Annotated in this window: 16 protein-coding genes; 2 read left to right on the forward strand and 14 right to left on the reverse strand. The window is 40.6% G+C overall.

From position 1 onward, the window contains the following. Positions 1–181: 181 nt before the first annotated feature. The 9 genes from G7074_RS15195 to G7074_RS15235 all read right to left on the reverse strand — a co-directional run bounded on the left by G7074_RS15195 (position 182) and on the right by G7074_RS15235 (position 13,048). A complete protein-coding gene (locus tag G7074_RS15195; protein ID WP_124561863.1) occupies positions 182–751 on the reverse strand; it encodes a dihydrofolate reductase family protein in 570 nt (189 codons plus the stop codon). Positions 752–1,014: 263 nt separating this feature from the next. Next, a complete protein-coding gene (locus tag G7074_RS15200; RefSeq protein WP_124561862.1) occupies positions 1,015–1,473 on the reverse strand; it encodes a MaoC family dehydratase in 459 nt (152 codons plus the stop codon). A gap of 157 nt (positions 1,474–1,630) precedes the next feature. Beyond that, a complete protein-coding gene (locus G7074_RS15205; RefSeq protein ID WP_166209372.1) occupies positions 1,631–3,232 on the reverse strand; it encodes a solute:sodium symporter family transporter in 1,602 nt (533 codons plus the stop codon). Positions 3,233–3,241: 9 nt separating this feature from the next. Beyond that, a complete protein-coding gene (locus tag G7074_RS15210; protein ID WP_166209375.1) occupies positions 3,242–4,258 on the reverse strand; it encodes a winged helix-turn-helix domain-containing protein in 1,017 nt (338 codons plus the stop codon). Positions 4,259–4,501: 243 nt separating this feature from the next. After that, entirely contained in the window at positions 4,502–6,163 is a 1,662-nt protein-coding gene (locus tag G7074_RS15215) for a RagB/SusD family nutrient uptake outer membrane protein (protein WP_166209378.1), read from the reverse strand. Positions 6,164–6,174: 11 nt separating this feature from the next. Beyond that, positions 6,175–9,099, reverse strand: coding sequence for a TonB-dependent receptor (locus tag G7074_RS15220; RefSeq protein ID WP_166209381.1), 2,925 nt, complete (start codon positions 9,097–9,099; stop codon positions 6,175–6,177). After that, positions 9,096–9,338, reverse strand: coding sequence for a hypothetical protein (locus G7074_RS15225; RefSeq protein ID WP_166209384.1), 243 nt, complete (start codon positions 9,336–9,338; stop codon positions 9,096–9,098). Before G7074_RS15225 ends, G7074_RS15220 begins: the two co-directional genes overlap by 4 nt. A 219-nt stretch (positions 9,339–9,557) precedes the next feature. Beyond that, positions 9,558–11,618: a hypothetical protein gene (locus G7074_RS15230; protein ID WP_166209387.1), complete on the reverse strand. Its 2,061-nt coding sequence runs from the start codon at positions 11,616–11,618 to the stop codon at positions 9,558–9,560. 368 nt (positions 11,619–11,986) lie between these two features. Further along, positions 11,987–13,048: a hypothetical protein gene (locus G7074_RS15235; RefSeq protein ID WP_166209390.1), complete on the reverse strand. Its 1,062-nt coding sequence runs from the start codon at positions 13,046–13,048 to the stop codon at positions 11,987–11,989. A gap of 439 nt (positions 13,049–13,487) precedes the next feature. Here G7074_RS15235 and G7074_RS15240 point away from each other — a divergent pair, with 439 nt between their 5' ends. Next, entirely contained in the window at positions 13,488–14,837 is a 1,350-nt protein-coding gene (locus G7074_RS15240; RefSeq protein ID WP_124561855.1) for an ATP-binding protein, read from the forward strand. Between the two features lie 150 nt (positions 14,838–14,987). On the opposite strand, the gene G7074_RS15245 is transcribed toward G7074_RS15240, so the two are convergent. Genes G7074_RS15245 through G7074_RS15265 form a run of 5 tightly spaced genes read right to left on the reverse strand, consistent with a single transcriptional unit; the run spans position 14,988 to position 22,799 of the window. Next, positions 14,988–17,141, reverse strand: coding sequence for a chitobiase/beta-hexosaminidase C-terminal domain-containing protein (locus tag G7074_RS15245; RefSeq protein WP_166209393.1), 2,154 nt, complete (start codon positions 17,139–17,141; stop codon positions 14,988–14,990). Further along, entirely contained in the window at positions 17,142–17,915 is a 774-nt protein-coding gene (locus G7074_RS15250) for an FN3 associated domain-containing protein (protein ID WP_166209396.1), read from the reverse strand. Between the two features lie 14 nt (positions 17,916–17,929). After that, positions 17,930–18,955: a 6-bladed beta-propeller gene (locus G7074_RS15255; protein ID WP_166209399.1), complete on the reverse strand. Its 1,026-nt coding sequence runs from the start codon at positions 18,953–18,955 to the stop codon at positions 17,930–17,932. A 50-nt stretch (positions 18,956–19,005) separates the two neighbouring features. Next, the gene (locus G7074_RS15260; protein WP_166209402.1) at positions 19,006–20,454 is read right to left on the reverse strand and encodes a DUF1501 domain-containing protein; all 1,449 of its coding nucleotides are present in this window, start codon (positions 20,452–20,454) and stop codon (positions 19,006–19,008) included. Positions 20,455–20,489: 35 nt separating this feature from the next. Further along, on the reverse strand, positions 20,490–22,799 hold the full coding sequence (locus tag G7074_RS15265; RefSeq protein ID WP_166209405.1) for a PSD1 and planctomycete cytochrome C domain-containing protein: 2,310 nt from the start codon (positions 22,797–22,799) through the stop codon (positions 20,490–20,492). A 608-nt stretch (positions 22,800–23,407) separates the two neighbouring features. Here G7074_RS15265 and G7074_RS27945 point away from each other — a divergent pair. Beyond that, a complete protein-coding gene (locus G7074_RS27945) occupies positions 23,408–23,869 on the forward strand; it encodes a bestrophin family ion channel (protein WP_370526649.1) in 462 nt (153 codons plus the stop codon). The last annotated feature ends 52 nt before the right edge of the window (positions 23,870–23,921 follow it).

Here is a 23,921-nt window from a genome sequence, read left to right on the forward strand (position 1 = left end):
GTCTTTTTAGAAAAACATCCTTATTGCGGTAAAACTATAAGCAGAATGATTGCTTCACTTCAACCGGTGTAACTTAAATCATTCGATTTTTTAGCTATGGAAAGGTGACAGAGGAGTGAGGCAGGAGTACATTTAGGCATACGATGCAGTTAATATGGATGATATGCCTTTAAGCTGGGTTTTATTTTTTTAACGCGCCAGCGTGTTTATAGGTGTTGATGAGCAAACCAGTAGGTGTAGCTTTCGAGTCAACAAAAATAAGTTCACGGGCATCGATAGTATCGGCCAACAAGCGTTTGCCATGGCCAAGCAATACCGGATAGGTAATGAGTACTACCTCATCGGCTAGTCCATGGTCAAGCAGTAATGAAGTTAGTGTCGAGCTTCCTACTACAATCAGGTCTGGTCCTCCGGTTGATTTAAGTGTGCGAATCGCCTCTACAACATCCTCATTAAGACCTTGCACCGGTCCCCACTCCAGACTAGCCGGTCTGTGGGTTACAATAAATTTAGTTGCAGCATTTATTGCATTTGCCATTGGGAAATCTCCGGCATTTGGCCAAAAACCGCTAAATATATCGTAAGTATGGCGGGCAAGTAGTAGATCAAAGTTTGGTCCGTATGCTTCAAAAAGCATTGCCGCTCCAGCAGGGCTGCGGTAAGGTGTAGTCCATGCGCCATAGGTGTAGTCTCCGTCGTGTTCTATTATACCATCAAGGGAAATATGTTCAAAAATTCTGATCTTTCTCATGTTGTTTACATTAGGTTAAATTATAAACCAAATTTAATGAGGATTAAAGCGCCCCGTGAGGTGGAATTGCGACAATAATAGGGTGCTTAACGGATTAAAGTTTAACCTTGCAGTAGTTGATGCAGGTATTTAATCCAGAACCATATTTAGAAGATTAGCATTTGAGAAGGGTAAAGCTTATTTATTTTCGGCTTTTACTAAAGTTGTAATAGATTTTCAAAAAATTGATATTGGTAAACAGGGAAATGGAAAGGTTTTATCTTTTAATTGAAATGGTATAAGAATATCACATTTCCGGTATATGCAGTTTTTGTCTGCCCCATAATATCGAGATCTGCCTGGATTACAACTTTTGTAATGCCTCTCAGGTCTGAAATTGAAATTAACTTTGCGCGGAGTTGCACTTGATCGTCGACCAAAACCGGACGGTTAAACTTAAACTTCTCTATTCCGTAATTTACTTCCATTTTTACACCTCTTATATCTGCAATCTGCTTCCATAAATAGGGAATGAGTGATAGGGTTAAATAACCATGGGCAATTGTTGACCCAAATGCACTATCTAAACGTGCCTTCTCCGTATCTACATGTATCCACTGAAAATCAAGAGTTGCCTCCGCAAATTTGTTGATCTGCTTTTGCTCTATCTTATGCCAGTTTGATTCGCCAATCTGCTTGCCCAAGTACGCACTATATTCTTCAAAACTGTCAATGATTACCATAAGGATCTGCAATGTTATTTACCTGAGTAATATACAATATTTTAATCAACTTGTTTGGTTTGGGATAATCGCTGTAGCTAAAACACTGCCGAAGCGCTGTCGTTATCGGGTTATTTGCATGGCTTTTTAAAATATCTTCCTGTGCCTTATGGTGTTATTAGTTTTTTGCAATGCCTAATTTAGAAAACACCAAAAACAGCATTACCATGATGATGAGTAGAAGGGCATTAACCCAGTGGCGGTTTTTCCATGGTTTTAAATCTACAACGCCTTTGTCCTGGGGTAAATAAGCAGTTTGCATGGGGTAAAACCAGCCAATTAAGAGCATAATTACGGTTGTCGAAATGAAAAGTAAAGCCAGTACATGTAAGAAGTGAATACCCGTATCAAAAAATATTTGAGTAAGGATGTAGCCGAACAGGCAAAATATGAGCCCTATCTTCGCAGCAATTGGAGGCACTCTTTTGGTTACGAAACCAACAAACATAATGGTAAAGATAGGAATGCTGAAAGCTGCATTCATTTTCTGCATAAAGGTGTAAAAATTATCATTAGAGAAAATAATCAGCGGTGCAATAAACATGGCGAGTAAAGAAGCAAACATTTCAAATCTTTTTGAATTTCTGAGCAGGCTTTTTTCTGTAACCGTTGTGCCTTTTTTTTCTTTATAAGGTTTATAAAGGTTTAGGATAAATAAAGTACTGGCACTGTTAAGGCCTGGAGAAAAAGAAGTAATTGCGGCTCCGAAAATAACTGCGGCAATAAATCCGCTAAGGATGGGCGGAGATACATCACTTACTACCATTGAAAACACTTCAGTGGTATTTTGTACCTTACTGTACATATGAACGGCAATAATTCCGGGTAATATAAAAAGGAGTGGGCCAAGTAGTTTTCCTGCGCAGGCAAGGGCAATACCTTTCTGGCTGGTTTTTAGATCAGAGGAGGCAAGAGCTTGTTGAACAATAACCTGTTCAGTACCCCAATAAAAGAGATTCATCAGAATCATTCCGGTAAAGATTGTTGAAAAAGGTATTGCATCGGTTGATGTACCTATTGAATTAAAATGTTCTGTTTTTGAATTAAGGATAGTGTGTATTCCTTGTTGAAGATTACCATGGCCAACATGGCTTAATCCGAAGTAAGCCAATAACAATGCACCGGTAAACATACATATCCCCAAAACAAGATCGGAGATTACAATTGCCTTTAAACCTCCTAAAATAGAGTACAAACTGCCAACAAGACCAATACACCAAACCAGTATCCAGATACTACCTGTGTAACTAATGTGCCATACGTCTGAAAAGTGAAATAAGCCATTTAACGCAACAGCGCCACTATAGAGCACAATTGGTAACAGGTTCACCATATAGCTGATCAGAAATATGAAGGAAACCAGTTTCTTTGTCGCTGGGTCATACCTGTTTTCCAAAAAATCTGGAGTGGTAGACATGGCTCCCTTCAGATAGACCGGAATTACGAATTCAGATACAATCAGCATCGCAAAAACAGAGCTAACTCCCCAGGCCATTACTGTCATGTTGTTTATATAAACCGATTCACTGCTGCCAACGAACTCAGCGGCGCTGATATTGGTGAAAAACAATGCACTGCCAACGGCAGTAAAACTTAATGTACGGTTAGCCAGAAAAAGGCCTGTTGAGGTTGTTATCTTATGCCTTCTGGTTTTGAACCAGGAAATCAGACCAACCAGGAAAGTGACTACAAGAAAAGTAATGAAGGCAATGGAGTTCATTGGAGCTGATTATAAGGATTTTCTTCTGATCAATACTGTAGGGATAATTTCTTGCACTTTCTCTTTTTTCAAAATGGCCTGTGCTACTTTTTTGCCCATCAACGAGAAATCTGCTGAATAAGTGGTAAGACCACCACCAACAATCTCTTTAACAATTTCATCGTTATGAGATAAGATACCTATGTCTTCTCCAATTTCTAAGTGCTTTATTTCACAGTCCTTCATGATTTTCCATATCTCAGAATTGTCCAACGTGAAATAAACTTTGCCTTTCTCCACACTGCCGGGTTTGTATTCATTTAGTATCCTGGTATTTACTTTGAAATCTTTGGCGAATTTTTTAAAGGATTTAATAATTTCAATAGGATCCAGTGAGCCTGGCGTATGAAAAAGAATCATTTCATCGAATTTCATTATTGTTTCTGCAAGTTCAGAAAGTACCTTATAAGTGGATTGCTCAAATTCTTGGGTAATGAAATTAAATTCACCTTCTAAGGGTTCATATCGATCAAACATGATAAGTTTGTTGCCAGGCAGGGTTTCCAGCAGCTGCTTTGTTTTTGGGTGGGGAATCGGCGAGATAACATACACACCATACTTCCCTTTAATCATGTCAAGCATCGTTTCAAACACGGTAATGTTACCATGGTGAAAAAACACATCAATATGTACGTTCGGCCCAAGTTCATTTCTGAAATTTCTATAGAACTGCTCCTGAAAAGAGTCAATGAGGTACATAAGCAGGGCTACCTTAAGCGTTTGTTCTGTGTCGTCATTTGCTACAAAATACCCGAGTCTGCTTTTAGATTCTACTATTCCCCGGCTAATCAGCTCTCTGTAACCTTTCATAATCGTTTCCCTTGCAAAGCCCAAATTTTTGATCAATACACTTATCGAAGGGAGTGGGGCGCCTTTTGAGATAATTTTTTCATCGATCGCATTAATGATGCCCTGAACAAACTGTTCATGTTTGGAATAGGATGGTATTTCTTCGAGTTCTTGAATCTTTTCAAAAATAGTGAGCATATCGGAACGGTTGGTATGGATTAATTATTTACAGATGAAACTTGTTTCTAGTTATTTTTTACAGGTATATAAGTTTTATCTAAATCATTGCTAGGTAGTGAAAATCATTAAAACTAAGGTATTTTTTTATAAATGTTCTTTGTTTTTACATGTTTATTTCAAATTGGACTTAAGTGGAAATTATTGAAGCGAGAATAACGGAAGGAATGATCTGCCATAGCAAACCATTCCTTCAATTTAATTTTAATAGCCCGGGTTCTGGTTTAGCTTGGTCCGGTTAATTTCACTTTTGGGGATAGGCAGCAAATAATGTTGGGGCTTAAATACCCTTGTTTGTACCTGGGTATAGTTGTAATTCTTGCTGGCATTACCATTTTTAGTGATTATTACACCCATTAATGGTTTGTTTTCGGTTATACTGGCAATTTTCCATCTACGCACATCATAATAACGGTGCCCTTCCAAACAGAGTTCAATCTGTCTTTCATTTCTGATTTTATTTTCAAGGTTTGTACCTGCTAAGGTGCTCGGAAGCTTGTTTTTTATGCCTGCTCTTTCCCTAATCAAATCCAAATATTGAATTGCTGTGCCATTATTGCCAAGATAAAACTGGGCTTCGGCATAGTTCAGGTAAATTTCGCTTAACCGGCTAATAACCCAGAATTTATTGGTTTGGGTTTCGTTATTGAAGTTATAGGTGGTATCGCAATATTTTCTAAAGGTATAGCGGGTAACACTATTGTTCCATTTGTCCCAGCCCTGGGGCGAGTCTAATCCGCCCTCATAAAATTCAGCTGCATTGGTGCTCCCCACATTGTATCTGTCTTTAAAAAATTCAGGCTTCCCGTATGGCCTTCCATCATAAACGATATCATGATAAAAGCGAGGATCGCGATTGAGGTAAGGCTGCTGCGGATTGTAACCTGAGCTCGGATCGGTGATGTCTTTACCGTCCAGTGTTCCAAATGCATCTACCAGGTTTTGGCTCGGGGCAAACGAAGCCCATCCATGGTATCCACTGGCAGATAAAAACATTTCTACCCCCTGGAAAGCGCTCCACATATACTTTTTATTGGTTAACCGCACCATAATCAGTTCTGAATTTTTAGTTGTAAAAAGATCAGCATAATTCCCCTTAAATAGTTGAAAAGGCAGATCGATTACTGCTTTGGCTGCATCCGAGGCTCTTTTCCATTTCGCCAGATCGTTAGTTGTATTCCACTGTGGACTGGCTGCATATAAAAGAACTGTAGACTTTAATGCAAGCGCTGCGGCAGTAGTAACCCTGCCGTAAGTAGTTGAACTTTGTTTTTTTAACAGTTCTGAAGCTTTGTCCAACTCATCAGAGATGAAATTTGAACATTCATCATAGCTGCTGCGGCTGATTTCAAAGCTACTGTTCAGATCAAAGGGTTGTTTGATTAGGGGAACACCTCCATAATCCCTGATCAATTTGAAATAGGCATATGCCCTTAAATAGGTTACTTCACCTTTTAATCTGTCGCGTAGTGCTGCATCACCTGGAACATTATCAATCTTCGATAAAAAAATATTACAGTTCTGAATAATGCCATAGGTTGGGGCCCAGATGTCAAAATTCCCCAGATTGTCTGGTGTCAAAGTACCTGAATTCATCACCGATGCATTGTAATCGTCAAATTTGTTGTACGCTTCATCACTGGCTGAAGATAAAGCCCATGTCCTGTTGGTGGTATTATCCCAGTTGTGTTCAGCATTGGGCAGGATGTTATAGAGATTATTTGTGAAAGCTTCTGCAAGACTTAAATCATTCCATACCGATTGATCTGTATAAGAATCAAGTGGTGTTTTATTTAAGACATCCTTTTTGCAGGAAGTCATTATAGCGCATAGGATATAACAACAGATGAGTATTTTATTTTTCATATTTGTCGTTTTTATAAATTAACATTTAAACCAAATCTAAAAATGCGGGTTTGTGGATAGTTGATCCCCGTGATATTATTAGTTTCGGGGTCGACACCATATTTCTTCATGCTGTCAAATGAAAATAGGTTGGTGGCCCCGGCAAATACCTTTACCGCACCGATGCCATATTTTTCGAAGGTAACCTCAGGCAAGGCATAAGAAAGCTCAATGGTTTTTAATCGCAAAAATGCAGCATTTCGCAACCAGAAATCAGCAGATGTTGAGTTTCGGGGATCATTGGCGTTAAATGCTTTTGGAAATTCTGCATTAGGATTATCGGGGGTCCAGCGTCCATTGTAGAGGTAGGATGGAGGTGCTACGAGCGAGCCTTGTGATTGTGGTAGTATCATTTGCTTGGCCATAGCCTGTCCCGACCAAACCAAATTAAGGGCAATACCTTTGTATTCAGCTCCCATCAATAGCCCATACATGATCTTTGGTGTAGCTGATTCAGGTACCCTGACTCTATCATCACTGGTAATATTTCCGTCTCCACTTTTGTCAATCAACCAGAGATCGCCTGGTTTTGCGCCCGGCATGTGAGGAGAGTTGTCTACCTGGCCCTGGGTATGGTAGATACCATTGGTCTGGTATACTAACCAGGAATCAATTGCATAACCAGTTGATTTTTGCCATTCAGGGATGTTAGGTGATTCGTCACGGAAAATGATCTTACTCTTGGCATAAGTAAAATTGGCTCCGAAATTATACTTGAAAGTACTCCTGTTTTCGTTATAGTTGATGGAAAAGTCAATACCCTTGTTTAATGATTTGCCAATGTTTTCAGCAGGGAGTGATAGTCCTGTATATTGTGGTACGGAAGCATTGCGCTGTGCCAGAATATCTTTCCTTAAGAAGCGGAAAGCATCAAAGGTAATGTTCAACCTGTTAGACAAAAATGCAGCATCGAATCCGATGTTTCTGGTATCCTGCTTTTCCCATGTAATATTAGGATTAGGCGTTGCAGAAAGATAAAGGTTTTTCACCTCGGTATAGTCATCACCAAAGTAAGTGTAATAAATAGGATTGTTTACTAACTGGTATCGGGTTACATATAGGTACTGAGCCACGGCATCGCTACCCATTAAGCCCCAAGAGGCGCGTAATTTTAACTGGTCTATACCTTTAATATTGTCCTTAAAGAAACCTTCTTCAGAAATTTTCCAGCCTAAAGATATTGCAGGGAATAGCCCCCATCTTTTGTCTGTTGGGAAATTAAAGGAGCCATTGTAGCGAAAAGAGGCCTCAGCAAGATATTTATTCTTATACGTATAAGCCAGCCTTCCCAAATAGCTTTCGCGTGCATCCTGAGAAGCCGAACCTGTTGCATTCTGATCAACGGCACTTCCGGTGAATAGCTGGTCAAGTTGGTTACTCAACAAATCTCTACGGTAAGCGTATGTTCTGTTCCATTTGCTTACTGTTTGCTCAAATCCTGCAAATGCATTGATGCTATGGTTGCCGAATTGATGGTCATAAGCCATTTTAATGAAATAGGTATTTTGATTCGATAACTGGGCGTCCTGCGCCAGGCTCAGAATACTGGTGCTGGCTCTCTGGTTACTATAGGTTTTGCTCGCAGCATCGTAAGTATAGGCATCCCAGGGCTGGCGGAATGTTTTTTGTTCAACATATTTATAGTCAAAGGCAGCATAGCCGTTTAAAGACAAGCCTTTAAGGATATAGGGCAGTTTCAGGTCAAATCCAAGGGTAGGGTTTACCGTGTAATAATTGGTGTGGTCATAACCAGGCAATGAAGAGGTCATTATTGCCGGATTTCTACCATTTGATATACCGGCATTGATATACCCGTTAGGCCAGTATACCGGTAAGAAAGGGTACATACTTACCGCTTCATGTAAGGTTTGACTTAAAGAAACCACTGGATTGTTCTTGTCTTCCTTGCGGGCGGCTATGTCCAGGTTAACTTTCAGGTTTGGTGAAATAGTGGCATCAATGTTCGAACGGATATTGAACTGTTTAAACCGTTGTTCGCTATTCCTTAGGTTACTCTGTTGATCGAGGGTTTGTCCGGAAAAAAAATATTTGACCTGTTCACCTCCACCCTGTACAGAAATCGAATGGTTGTTCTGTGGTGCATTTTTTCTGAATACCGCATCCATCCAATCTGTGCTGGTATAGTTTGGATCATTACCTGCTTTATATTTGTCGATTTCACTTTGTGCATAAGGTGCGGTATTCCCCTGGTTAAGGTTTAGCTCATTAAAGTAAGTCATGTATTCCCATGCGTTAACGCGGTGGGTAAACCTGGTTAACTGTTGGATACTGTATGAGCCGTTATAGTGGATTGCAGCTTTACCAGTTTTACCTCTTTTAGTGGTGATTAAGATAACACCATTGGCTGACCTCACCCCATAAATAGCTGCCGAAGCATCTTTTAAGACTGTAATATTCTCAATGTCATCTGGATTAATGCGATTTAAATCCCTATCCGGGATTCCATCAACAACAATCAACGGGCTGGTACCCCCACCAAAAGAGTTCAATCCCCTGATCAATAAACTGGCCCCATCTGCTCCAGGCTCTCCGGAGCGGTTATTGGTAATTAATCCAGGTACCCTTCCGGCTAAGGAATTAGAAACAGAAGGCGAAGCATTTTGAAGTACCTGTTCTCCTTTTACAGTACTCACAGCGCCTACAACGTCTGCTTTTTTACGCGTACCGTAGCCAACTACTACCACTTCATTTAAATCAGCGTCTTTACTTTTGAGGACAACATCAATTGTAGCGGAACCAGTTACTTTGCGTTCCTGGGTGATGAAACCTATGTAACTAAAGACTAAGATAGCCTGGTCATTGGGTGAGGTAATGCTGTAATTACCATCATTGTCGGTTGTGGTACCATTGTTTGCATCTTTTATTTTTATGCTCACCCTGGCAATGGCAGGCCTTTTTCATCGGTTACCTTACCTTTAATTTTAAGGATGTTGATGGCGGGTTCAGGGCCTGGGCTAAGTATTTTATATGCTGTTGGAAGATGACCACGGGCAGAGAGCCTTGCGTTCGCCTGGCTAAAAACAACCAAAGCAATTAGTGCTGTGAAAGGTAAGGCGGGTGATAATTTGGGAAAGCGAAGCCATAGCAAAAGCCTGGCTTTTGAATTTAAATTCATATTTTTGAAAACTTAGGGTTAAAAAATTATGTCGATTACTCAATCTGGCTAATGGTAACCTTTAGATTTGCCGGATGGTGCTACGAACACTTTCCGGCTTTTTATTAACTGGTTACCCGACTGTTCTTTTTTATACTTGTATCTTTCTGTTCATCTTTTTTTAGTTGTAAGGTTTATAATTTGGTTATTTATTTATCTTCTTCATTGATAGCTTTTTCCTTATAATTTTATTTGAATGGTGCTGCCTTCTGTAATGGAGTAGGAGGTATGGCTACCGTTTGTTTTAGTTACAGTTATCTTAATTTTCTTGCCGGCTAACCTTTCTATTTTCAAGTCGAAAACGGTATTAAAAGCATTGATATTCCGCAGAGAGATTTGTTTCCAGGCTTCAGGTAGCCTTGGTGAGCAGTTAAAGCTGTCGAATCCAGTTGGCCGCATGCCGAATACCCCTTCAGTAAATATCCTGCAGTATAAGCCGCTTTCTGCCGAAAGGTGTCTTTGATTACCTTCAGGATAGGCTTCTACCGGATAGGGAACATGTTCGCCCAAAAGTCTTCGGCGCGAGTAATATTGAAGGAATTTCATTGCCTGATCGGTTGCACCTGCCTGAAGTACACCCCGAAGTCCATAAAGGGTAGAACGGTCCCAAAAAGTTTCCTTTCCAGCCTCGGTTGCCAAACCATCAACGGTCCAGAGCTGGGGGGAAAATAGGGCAGAAATGGTTCCTTTACTGCGATTGTAAATCCCCATGGCAAGGGGCATACTGATCCAGGCGCGTAATGTGCTATTGGTCTCGTAGTATTTGTAGGTATCGAAACCCGCTAGGTTAGCTCCAAAATACTTCTCGATATTACCTTTGAGTTCATTTGCACGCTTGGAATATTCATTAATCTGTTTTTGTGGCAAATGCAATTGCCCGGCTAACATCGCTGCCGATACCAGCGCATCATAATACAAACAGTTGGTAGAAAGATTTGCTTTACCTGAAGGGAATCTGCCTTCCAGTTCATCACTTTGCGATTCGACCACGCCTTGCTTATTGATATGTCTGCTATTATATTCCAGACACCAGCTGATTAGCGGCCACAACACTTTCGCCGAGTCGGCTTTACCATAAGCAAGCGCAAATCTTGAAGCGCCATAAGCGATCATGGCCTGGTCACCACGATCTCCGGCACCTTTCCATACTGCATCTCCTTCTGCTACAATAGAGCTGGGTAAGGGATGGTATTCAGGGTTCATATAAGCGGCAAACATCCGGTAGCAGTTCATTGCAGAGAGAATGCCAACACTATCGCCCGAAAAGGCAAAATAAGGGCTGATGTATTCAGCCTGATCGTTTGCCCATATTGCCGCATAATATTCAAGACCTCCCGGACCGTGTAAATATCCGCGTTTGGTCTTGAAGATACTTTCTGTAGCCCTTATTTTTGCAAAAGCAAAGGCAGTATTTAAAATCGTATCTGGAGTTTCCAATTGTAGGGGAGAGAGGATGTTGCTGATGCGTTTAATCCGCTCATTCTCTTCTGCTACAGGGTCTATGGTAAGTGGCTTTTCGGGGTGATCTGTAGCAAAATAACAAACTGAAAAAACAGTAGACTGGCCTGGCGCAAGAATACGGCTGCCTTCATTAACCGTTTTCATTACTATGGTATGTGGCGATGATTTGCTTTGTAAGGTATCGGTTGTAACGCTGCGGACGAGCTTTTCCATAGAAACCCTTACCGCTTTATCGCTGGTATTGCGCAAAACAAATTTTTCAACCGCCATAGGTTTTTCTACCGATGGAAAAAGGCTGCGTTCAATCTCAACCCCATTAGCTGTTCCCGCATCAGCTGTGATACGCATAAGGCTATGGTGGTTAATTTTTTTTGGGACAAATGCCAAATTGCCCCTTTGGTCACGCCTGGAAATATCCATTTTCAAAAGCCTGTTGTTGATATAAATCTGTGGCAGTTCATTATCCTGGAAAGTATAAGTGATATGGCTTCTGGTTTCATCTGGCAGCATCCTGAATGTGGGGAAAACTACTTTACGGATTATTCTTAAAACACCGGCGGTGTCAATCCGGTAATCTATCCACAACGAAACCTTTTCTGCTGACATTTCGATGTGATCAGCATGAGGCAGGCTTTTGTTTGTTTGCCAGGTTATACTCCCATTAGGTTGTATAGCCCACCTGTCTTTTTGCTCAGGCAGGGATATCTGCTGGCTATAGAGCTTTAAACTGGCAACAAAGAGCATTGAGGTTAGTAAGGCTTTATTTTTTAGGGCTTTCATTCGGGTTTTATCGTTTAAAAATGGGATTTACATCAACTTTTATTTGCATTCCAGGTTTTACATCTACCTCAATCCAACTGGTCATTTTCCCTTGTGGGTTTGCTTGTTTTTTGGTCGCTTTTGGAATGCCATTAACAGTAGCGCGGGATAATTTCCGGAGAAAATCGCTCTCCATTTAAATGACCTTTTCCCTAAATTAAAGACTGTTGATTGATAGCAGCTGCTATGGACAAGTTTGATCCTGGTTTGCAATACAGGTAAATTGGTTACAGTAGCTGCCCCTTTGCTATTAGACCTGAATAATGTGCTGATTGTGGTTGTTTGAGCATCCGCGGCAATGCCCATTAAACCTTGAACAATGCCATCGATCACGCCAAAAGAAACCTCTGGATATTCCCTTCTGGGGTAGCTGGATCTGAAAGATAAAGTATATATTTTCTTGCCTGATCCCATTCGCCGTGTTTGTAGAACAAGTAAGGGAAATAAGAAGTGGTTTCGACATTGCTTGTTGTTGAAGCAATTTGCGCTAGATGTGGCTTGACTCTTGTCGTATCTTTCAAGGCATCGAACCAAAGCAGATATGGTATAGGCTCATCTTTTACGAATTTGCCATTACTACTGTAATAGAGATAATAGTGCCCCTGGGCAGCATTCCACCAATCAGCTTCAAGTCGCTCACGGTAACGCTCAGCTTTTTGGGCATATAATTTAGCTTGTCCCGGTAGCCCTTTTGCTGCGAGTATATCAGAATAAGTTTGTAGCCCGCGATAAAGTGCAGCAACGAGATCTACACCAGTTCGCATGTTGGGGATTCCCTCAGAGTAGGAAGGTAGTCCTCGGCAACTATGAAAATAATCCTTTTCATTGTAAGGGATAGGAGTATGTAGGTGGGCCGGTCTTTTTAACAAAGAATCGCTGGAGAGTGCCCAGGTGTCAATATATTCTTTAACTGTTTTTTCCTGGAAGTACACAAAAGATAGGTTATTGATATAGGATGGATTTCCTGTCCAATTATACAGGCGCCAGGTTGCAAAAAGTACGTCGAAATTAGCGGGTAGATTGTACCAGAATTCTTTGTCATTCCTGTAATCCTCAGGAGCAGGTTTGCCAAGTTTATTAATTTCCCAGTAAGAGCACCAGTTTTTACTGGCAGAAATGTTTTTGGCAAACAAGGTAAACATGTTTAGGTTTTCTCTACTTAGGCCTAATATTTCCGCGCCGATACTTTGATGTGCCGCATCGCGCATGCAAAATGCATAGCGGGAGGGGAGGGCTGCTTCATACCATGGCCCTACCGGGTCGGTGTTGGCTCCTTTATAACTCAGCGCCGTTTTTTTTGCCCAGTTAAAAGCATGCTCTAAATCTTTATCCGAGGAAGTAAAACTAACCTGGGCTGAAACAGCTGAAAATCCATAAAATAGAAATGTCAAAAGGATAAGTCTACATGGATTAAAAATCCTGTTGTAATTAGGGTATATCATTTGTATTTACTTTAATGCTCATATATTAAAGTCCAGGAAATAGGCCTTACACAGTAAGGTTATTGTAGCGCTCATCCTTTGGGAATGAAATCAGGAATAAATATTTGGTCTGGTCTAATCTGGTCTATAACAATGTTAGAGAATTATTTTTGTATTTGCAAATTTATTTTGGAGAATATGCTTGCTTTTTAGTTTTGAAATTTGTTCGATAAACTATTAAGAAAATTAAAAAATAATTTTCTGCAAACACTTTAGTCATAACAATACATACATTTACCCTAATTCTATTACAATTGTTAAGATTATTTACCCTAATTTTGTGACGAAATATTCATTAATTAACCCTAATTTTGTAACAACAAGTAGTTTTGAAATTAAAGTTTGTCAAATGTTCGATAGGATAATATTTACTGAATTAGAAAAATGGCTTACCAAATCAAATCGTAAGCCATTAGTAATACGAGGTGCTAGGCAGGTTGGTAAGACAACCGTAGTTGAGCAATTTTCGAAGAAATTTAAACAGTATATCTATCTCAATCTTGAGCTTGCTGTAGACAGAAAACCTTTTGAGGAGTTTACTACAGTTGAATTACTTGTTCAGACGCTGTTTTTTGTTAAAAATCAGTCACTTACCCAAAGAAATCATACACTTTTATTTATTGATGAAATACAGGAAGTACCTGAGGCCTTGAACATTCTACGTTATTTTTATGAAGACCAGCCCGGAATTGCTGTAATAGCTGCGGGTAGTATGCTCGAAACTTTATTTGATAAAAACATTAGCTTTCCGGTCGGAAGAGTAGAATATATGGTTTTAAGACCTGTTTCATTTCCAGAGTTTTTGAGCGCTATGGATGAGCGGGAAGCTGTAAATTATTTACAACAGGTACCCGCACCAGCGTTTACACATGATAAACTCATGCAGCTATTTCATACCTATGCACTTATAGGGGGAATGCCAGAGGTTATTAAAGAGTATAGTAAAAACAAAGATCTACTGGAATTGTCATCAATCTTCGATTCGTTGATTACGGCATATATGGACGATGTTGAGAAATATGCTGGCACAAATGCACAGGCGTTACATATAGGTCATGCGATAAGGGCATCATTTGGACAGGCCGGTCAGCGTATTAAGTTTGAAGGTTTCGGAAATTCGCCCTACAGATCCAGGGATATGGGAGAAGCATTAAGAACGCTGGAAAAGGCTCTGTTAATTGAGCTCATTTACCCCTCAAGTGATGTAAAACTGCCTTTGCTGCCAGACTATCGGAAATCTCCAAGGCTTCAGGTGCTGGATACTGGAATGCTTAATTATTTTGCTGGTATACAGACCGAAATTTTAGGCACTGATGATTTAAATAAAGTTTATCAAGGCACCTTAATTGAGCACCTGGTTGGTCAGGAGTTATTGGCTACACAGTTTAAATCTTTAAGTGCACTCCATTTTTGGGTAAGGGAGAAAACTACTTCAAGTGCGGAAGTGGACTACGTTGTATCTTTTGAGGGGCAACTAATTCCTGTAGAGGTGAAATCAGGAGCTGAAGGAAAATTAAAATCTTTGCATATGTTTATGGACCTGTCCCCACATAATATGGCCATCCGATTTTATGCAGGCTCGCTGCATATTACTGATGCCCTTACCCCGGGCGGCAAGAAATACAAACTATTGAATCTCCCTTATTATCTGGTATCTCAAATAGAGAATTACCTAACCTGGTTCAAAACACAAATCTAGATTAGCAAGTTTACACAGGCTTTAAACTAATTCATTCATGACCAGCCAAATAGAATAATCAGAACTTAATCAGGCAAGCATGAAAAAGCAAATCTCGTCAAAACGAATAGGATTATACTTTTAACTGGTTTGAATTGCGGGAAGTGCACATTAGTTCAGGAATACTTCATCTATAAACACCCAACCTTTATCGCCTTTGCCTGGATGCCAGGTGGGCAGGCTTCGAAGCGGCTTTACTATTAGTTTGATTACAGCAACTTTTTTCTGCTGAAAACTGCAGCTGTAGTTTTCGATGTAGGGCATGCTTTCTTTAGTTGGTTGCACTGGTTTAAGCTTTTTTAACAAGCTGAGTGAAGCCGTATTGCTGCCTCCCCAAATCTCAATTTCTGAAGGTGGCATAATAAAAGACCCAATATCAATTAACGACCTGAATGCTACGGAGCCTACCATTACTGGTTGCTTAAAAAACAGAAAGGCCTCGAGTGGGGTTTCTCTGTAAGCTGTCCAACTTGTGCCGGCAGAAAAACTTAGGGGCCCGAGTTCACCATCAAAAAGAGCATTGTTAGTTTTAACAGCAAACTTTTTGTCTGGCAGTGTAACCAGCCTTATGCTATCTGGGCTAAGATTACTCCTATAAAAATTTTCTAGTGTGGTATTGCTGCTTATCCAACCTTTGAGATAAGATTTTGCTTTAATAACTGTAGACTTTCCTATATTAATGGGGGCTTTGTAAACTGGCGACTTAATACTATCTGGCTCGCTGCCATCAAGAGTATAACGGATAACCGCACTTCTAATTGAGCTTTTAATTTTTACTGAAATCTCGCTCTTGAATGTTTTTTTTCCTCCATCTATTACCGGTGCATTCAATTTTGCCTTAACCGTATCACCGTTAAAGCCCATATCAAACCTAATACCTGGGAAACCACCCTTAAGCGAACCCATTTCCTTTTCATTAATTGGCGTATTCCACAGCTGAACAGTTTTGAGTTTTTTTAGCTTTTTTAACGGATTAAGCATACCCGCGTTTACCCCCGTTCCGGAAAGAGAAAGCTCGTTTAAATTATTCAGACCGCTTAGGTATTTGAGTCCGCTTCCTTTAACATTGGTAAAGGCCAGATTTAAACGCCTTAGGTTAACGAAATTTCCAATTACTTTAAGTTCCTCATCGCTAAGTGGCATTTTGCTGAGCTGCAGGGATACAATGTTATTTTTAATCACGTCCAATTCAGCGAGCTGCTTTGGATTGTACTGCGCCGTGCCGTAAAAACTAACTGCTACAGCAGCCGAACCTACATCAACCGGCACCACTGATCGGTAATCAGTATTTAATTGAGCTACTTTGCCTTTATCTAAAGCAGGAAGATTTTGATCCTCATTGTTGTCATTACTCAGAAAATTTGCTGCAATTGTTCGTAACGAATCGCTGGGCGCTAGCGCTATTACTTTTTGGGTGAAACTTGCCCCGCCTTTTATCCACAGATACAGTACTTTTACTTCCTGGTCTGTTAGTTGTAGTTTTCCCTTGGGAGGCATATGGTCTTTATGCTCCTCGGGTAGATGTATGCGTTGCATCATTCTTCCGAAATCAGCTTCAGCAAGGTTCCATAATTTGCCATTTTTGCCGCCCTTTAACAGCGACTGTTCATTTTCCATAATCAATCCGCCTTTAGCCTTGCTGCTGTTATGGCAACTAATGCATTTTTGCTGGATAATGGGTTTAACCAGATGCTGGTATACAACGGCATCGGCCAATGAAACTTTCGGGGTAGCTTCTCCTGCCTTAATGGGCAATAGCAAGAAATCGTCGCCATGCGTAAGGTTTGCGCCATAATGCCCAGCAGCGAATAAGAAAAGGCTTGCGCAAACACCTGCTAATGTTACAGCCAGCTTGCTTTTGCGGATGGTATTTCTTGCCGCATACCATAAAAAACTCAACAGTGCGCAAATCGCGCCCAACCATTTATGTATAGCTACCTCATTACCATCGTAACCACTTTCTTTGGATAGAAAAAGCCCCATTAATGCAGCCATTACCGTAGTGAAACAGGCGGATAGCAATACCCAGTTAGCCAGCTCTTTTAGCAAGGTCTGTTTTGACGAAGTGGCCATTACTTCAAAAACAAAGGCCAGTAGCAATAGTACAATAGGAAAATGGAGCACAAGAGGATGCGCCCTGCCAAGTACCTGCAAAAAAACAGGAACTTTAAGTTGGTCGCCAAAGCACAATAAAAAAACCAAGAGGCAATTGAGCATGATGCACAAATTGAAAATGATTCCCTGCCACTTAAAATATTTTGTCATTTAGTATAATTTAACTTCGTCTATAAACATCCACGCTAATTTGCCCACCCCCTGATGCCAAGATGGTAATTTGGTATTGTACAATACCAGTTTAAGTTTGTCAGTGTTGCTGGGAATAAGCTTCATTGTAATTGCCCTGCATTGTACCTTTGTATTTTGAACCATAGGTAGGCTTACTGTACCCAAAACTTCTGAAAAACTATTGTTCTGTTTATTATAGGCATAAACCACAGCCCTCGAAGGTGTAAAAATCCACGCCTGTTGGTTTTCAAGGACATTAAAAAGTACTTTATGTAAGTTTTGAACTTTACCTGTTTCGATAATGAGGCTTACCGAATCCTTGTCATAACCCAACCAGGTAGGGCTATTGTGATTGGTTATGCCTCCCTGATTGTCAGAGAGGATACTAGGCTTACTGCTTTTGTAAGGCCCGCTGGCCTCTGGGAAATGAACCATTGCTGGAATTCCGCTTTTAATAAAGGTGGCCTCAACGATTTCGGAAGCCGTAAAATCTTTTGAATTTGCCCTGGCTTTAATCGTTGTTAATTCTTTGTTGATTAGAATGGGCTTATTATACTTTTTGGCTTTACTTGTCTCGCCATCAATACTGTAAGTGATGTAGGCACCCGGCTGTTCAAAAACAATGGGAACGCTTAACCTTTCATCAAAAAAAATAGAGCTGTACTTAATCAAAGGTGGAGCCAGTTGAAAACGGTTTTGAGCACGTGCAGTACAGTACAAAAAAAGCAAAAAAAACAGGTATATGTATTTCATAAGCAGGACGCGATTTAGGCTATAGGCTCTAGCTTGTAGGGATAAACCTTGCCGGAGTTCCATTGGGCCACATAAAGATTTTCTTCATCATCAATACATACATCGTGGGGGTAGTCAAATGCCTTAATGGTTTGGTACATTTCCTGTAGTTGCCCGTCTTTATATTCTGGCGTGCTGCCAGCGAGATTGGATATCACTTTGTTATGCTGATCGAGTATGGTTACGAAACCAGATTTTTGAGATTGCCTGCTATTGGTTTGTAATACTGCTGCATATAAATGCTGGCCATGTATAACTGGGCGGCACACCCAGGCGCCAGGCAATTCTACAGTGCTTAAGTAAGTTCCATCCATCGTATATCTTTTAAAAGCATTCTGCTGCCGCGAGGTTACCATAAGTACCGGCTGGTCATTCCTGTTATCGATGCAAATGCCATGCGCATTCAGCAAGTGTTTGTTTTGATCACCCCTTCCTCCAAAATGCCGGATATAATTGCCTTTATAATCATACTGAATAATAAAGTCTTTGCCGTAACCATCTGCTACAAAAATATCGCCATTGGGTGCAATTGCCGTTTCAGTAGGCACATACTCGTCTGCTTTCAAATATTGGCCCGTTTCTTTGGGGTAGTTAAGCTCCATAAGCACTTTGCCATCAATTGTGGTTTTTATAACCTGATGCCTGTTGTTATCGCATATAAAGAGTACATCTGTTCCATTTTCATTAAACAAGGTTAATCCATGTGCACCAGGATAGCTTGTTCCCCAGGATTGGAGAAAATTACCGTTCTTGTCATAGATCATTACATTGTTTTTGGTTTCATTGGTGAGCAGCAAGATACGTCCTTTACTATCTTGAACCATTTCGTGGCAGTCGTTAACAGGGTTTTTGGCCACATCGGCACGGCTCCACTTCGTATTTATCCTATAGCGCTTTTTGCCATGTCCAAGTTCTACCTCATTATGGGCCAACCATTCTGGAACATATCTTGCTCCAATAGCACCCAAAGCCATATTCCTAACAAATTCTTTTCTGTTCATTTGCTCATTGTTCAAAATTTAAAATACTTGCAATACCGCACCATTCTCGCTTAAGCAATCAGGTCATTGATAACTTTGCCGGCTACATCAGTAAGACGGTAGCGCCGCCCCAAATGTTTATACACTAAACGCTCATGGTCAAGCCCCATCAGGTTTAAAGCCGTTGCATGAAAATCGTGAACATGAACAGGGTTTGACACGATGTTATAACCAAACTCGTCTGTTTCTCCATAAACACCAGGTTTTACGCCACCTCCTGCCATCCACATGGTAAAGCAACGGGGATGGTGATCGCGGCCGTAATTGTCTTTGGCGAGTTTTCCCTGGCAATAATTGGTGCGGCCGAATTCGCCACCCCATATTACCAATGTCTCATCGAGCATTCCCCTTTGCTTAAGGTCTGTAATTAGGGCCGCAGATGCCTGATCTGTATCCAAGCACTGTCCGGCAAGTTCTTTTGGCAGATTACCATGGGAATCCCAGCCCTGGTGATAAACCTGAACAAAGCGTACACCACTTTCAGAAAGCTTTCTTGCCAATAGACAGTTGGCGGCATAAGTGCCAGGTACTAAGCAGTCGCCACCGTAAAGTTTGATGATCGATTCAGGCTCTTTGCTTAAATCGGTTACTTCAGGAACTGCAGTCTGCATCCTGTAAGCCATTTCATACTGCTGTACTTTAGCTTTTATTTCTGGATCGCCAACCTGCTCATAAGCTTCGTTATTTAGCGTTGAGAGGTGATCGAGCATTTTTCTTCTTTCGGTTTTATCCATGCCATCGGGATCATTAAGGTATAGCACCGGGTCTTCTCCACTGCTAAACTGCACCCCTTGATGAATTGAATCTAAGAAACCATTGGTCCATAGTTTGGAATAAACACCCTGTCCATTGCCTTTGCCTTTAGAGAGCAATACACAAAAGGCGGGTAGGTTCTTATTTTCGCTACCCAAACCATAGCTAAGCCAGGCCCCCATGCTGGGACGATTGCCCACCTGGGCTCCGGTTTGGAAAAAAGTTAAAGCAGGATCGTGGTTAATGGCTTCGGTGTACAGGCTTTTTACAATACATAAATCATCTACAATGCGCGAGGTATGGGGCAAAAGCTCACTCATCCACGCCCTGTGTTCGCCGTATTGGTTAAATTTGAACGCTGTACCTGCAAGCGGAAATTTGGCCTGTCCTGAGGTCATTCCTGTAAGTCGTTGCCCTTTTCTAATTGATTCGGGTAGATCCAAGCCGTGCATTTGTTGCAGTTTAGGCTTATAATCGAACAAATCTAGTTGTGAAGGGGCACCATTTTGAAAAAGATAGATGATACGTTTGGCTTTTGGCGCAAAATGCGGTAAGCCTGCAACAATTGCATCTTCAACGGATTGAGGATTAAGTAAGTCAGGAACCAGCAAGCTACCTAATGCAGCTCCGCCAATACCCATTCCCAGGCCAGTTAAAAACCGGCGGCGGTTCATATTAAGGCCATGTTCCAATAATTCTTTTTCCATTTTTATTTGGTTATCGAAAAAATCAACAAGAAGGCTTAACCCTTTACTATTGCTTCTTCCATGTTATAGATTATATTGATTGCCCTCATTAAGGCCGCTACTTCGCTTATGCTGGCTGTATTTTTTTGGTGTGGGTATTCTCCGATATTCAATGTTTTTTCGGCTACATTCTTTTTTTGTCTGAACATTGCCAGTTGGTCTTTATAATAAGCATTAAGTACGCCCATTTCTTTTTCGAATGGCTTACGGCAAATGATGCTTTCAAATGCAGTACGAATGGCCTGCTCTGGGTTTCCTTTATTTGTTAGCAAAGTTTCGGCAAATACCCTTGAGGCTTCGAGTGCCGTTGGGTCATTCATCATAACCAATGCCTGCAAGGGAGTGTTGGTTTTTAAACGGTTTACCTGGCACTGATCCCTGTTACTGGCATCAAAAATCATCATCGATGGGGGAGGAACAGTTAGCTTAATAAAGGTATACAAGCCGCGCCTGTAGATATCTTTTCCTTTATCCTGCCGGTATACAGCCAGTTGCCCCCTGCCTGAAGTGGCCATTTCCCAAAGGCCTTTAGGCTGATAAGGTTTTACGCTTGGTCCTCCAATTTCTTTATTTAACAACCCGCTACTGCTTAACAGCATGTCCCTGATAGCCTCAGCAGGCAGGCGCATGCGCGAAGCCCTTGCGTAATAAAGGTTTTCTGGATCTTTCTCTAAGAGTTCTTTGGTGATTTTTGAGGATTGGCGATAAGTGGCCGACATCACTATCTTTTTAACCAGTAGCTTGATATTCCATCCATGCTCCATAAAATCGGCGGCTAACCAATCGAGTAATTCAGGATGGCTAGGCAGGTTGCCCTGCATCCCAAAATCGCCCACAGATTTTACAATTCCTTTCCCGAAAATCTGCTCCCATAACTGGTTCACAAATACGCGGGCAGTTAAAGGGTTTTGCTTACTAACCGTCCATTGGGCGAGACCCAGTCTGTTTTTTGGGAAATTTTTGTTGTCAAAATTCAGCACTGCAGGCAATGCTGATGCGCTTACAGCTTCGCCATATTGATCGTAAACACCACGTTTAAGTAAATAGGTTGTTCGTGGCGTATCAACCTCACCCATGACAGACACTTTTACCGCCCCAGTATCTTTTTTGTTTACAAACCTGAGAATTTTTTTAACGTCGTTATCACTTAATGCCAGTATGGGTGTTTTGGCCGGACCAGATCCCACAAGCCCTTCCAGGCCTTTTTCCTTGCTTGTATTAAAAAATGCGAATAACTGATAATAATCTTTTTGTGCAATAGGATCGTATTTATGATCGTGACACTGCGCACATTCTACTGTGAGCGCCAGTAGGCCACGGGTATAGGTTTTTACTTTGTCAATACCGTACTCTACCCGGTATTCCTCAGGTATTACCCCTCCCTCTTCGGTTATTTTATGGTTCCGTAAAAATGCTGTAGCCAGTAATTGCTCCTTACCGGAGTTGGGTAAAAGATCGCCAGCCAACTGCCAGGTAATAAAACGGTCATATGGGATATTTGAATTAAAGGCATGGATCACCCAATCGCGATAAGGCCATTGTGACCTGTAATCATCATCCTGATAGCCGTAACTATCGGCATATCGCGAAACATCAAGCCAATGCAGTGCCATTTTTTCTCCAAACTGAGGCATTGCCAACAATTGGTCAACTACCTTTTCATAGGCTTGATTGCTATTATCGGCGCTAAATGTTTTTTGGAGTGCCAGGCTTGGCGGAAGGCCTGTTAAATCTAAAGATAATCTCTTTAATAACTGTTCTTTGCTGGCCTCTTCGCTGGCTTTGAGTTGGTGCTGCTTTAATTTTGCCGCTACAAAATAATCTATCTCATTTTTGGCCCACCCCTCCTTTATTTCTGGCAATGCTACTTTTTTAGGAGTTACAAAAGCCCAATGCTTCTCATATTTTGCACCTTGTTTTACCCATTTGGTTAAAATTTCTATTTCATCTTTGTTCAGAATACCAAGGTGTGATGCAGGTGTTGGCATTTGATAGGAAGGATCGGTTGAGGTGATCCTTTTAATCATTTCAGATTTTTCTGGCTTACCTGCAACAATGGCATATGCACCCTTTGTTTCTCTTAAAAGTGCTTTAGCATTAGCTTCTATATCTAGTCGTAGTCCTGCTTCCTGTTTGTTTTTATCAGGGCCGTGACAAGCAAAGCATTTATCAGAGAGTATAGGCCTAACATCGTAATTATAGCTTATTTCATTGCTTTTACTTGCCGAAAGTTGGTTTGTTCCCGTTAACCAGGCTATAATCACAGCAATGCCTATTACAACACATGCAATAATCTTTAATTTCATAAGCAGGGTTTATAAATGGTTATAAGAAACCTTAATTCAATGCTTACCTCAAATGTTTTAAATCATTTCATATCAGTAATGCTTTGGATTGGTTTCGTAACAGGAAATTAAAAAAGTAGCCCTTTAAAACATGTTCTTCACTTATGTTGAAAAACCAGAAGGCATTGATCTAATTTCGCGAAAAAAAACAAAAAATCAATAACCAATTAATTTACAGTTAATTCCTTTAAATCTTGAATTGGCGGAACCAGGGCAATCAATTTGGTTTAAACAGTTTGGAATAGCTCTTTAAAACCAATTCAAAATCTTTAGTGTGTTGTTTCTCTTCTATCTGTCTATTAACAATATCGATAAAATTAGAAGAGAACCCTTCATAAAACTAATTTAATATTGACTATTTATAATGTTATTTTTGCTTATTTAAATTGATTGATGATCCATTTCAGAAATTAGTCAATATGATTAATACGGGGATTTGCTAAAATGATTACAATTTCGATTAATTCTTCGAACTTAGGTTTATGGCTTTGATTGTGAAAATTACCTTTGTAAAATGATAAATAGCCCAAAGTAACATGATAATCAGGAAAAAAGAAAATTGGTTCAAAATGCTTTTTGTATGGCATGGCTCAGTTCTCCCTAGGCTATTACCTCGGCTTACCTTACTTTTTGTACTGTCGATAGCGGTAGTATTCTTTCATGGTAAAATCCTCTCCTTCAAGGTGCCTTTGAACCCAACGCCATTAACCTTATTTGGTTTTGTGCTTGCCTTGTTCCTTGGTTTTCGAAACAATGTGAGTTATGATAGGTTCTGGGAAGCCCGAAAGCTTTGGGGCTCCCTTTTAAATTGTACCCGCTCACTCGCCAGGCAAGTCTTGACTCTTCCGCGTACTTCATCAGAAAAATCAGAATCCACCAGCTTTATTTACCTTTTGATATCGTGTACATATTCGCTGAAACACCAGCTAAGGGGACAAATGCAGAAAACGACCTTAAAGAAAGACTCAGCGGTACTCAGTTCAGCTTCATCCATGCTACACACTATAAACCAATCATGGTCATTAAACTGATGGGGATTGGATTGCTAATGCACGGAACAAAGAGAATATAGATTCAATTCAG

This window comes from Pedobacter sp. HDW13, assembly GCF_011303555.1.
Taxonomy (GTDB): Bacteria; Bacteroidota; Bacteroidia; order Sphingobacteriales; family Sphingobacteriaceae; genus Pedobacter.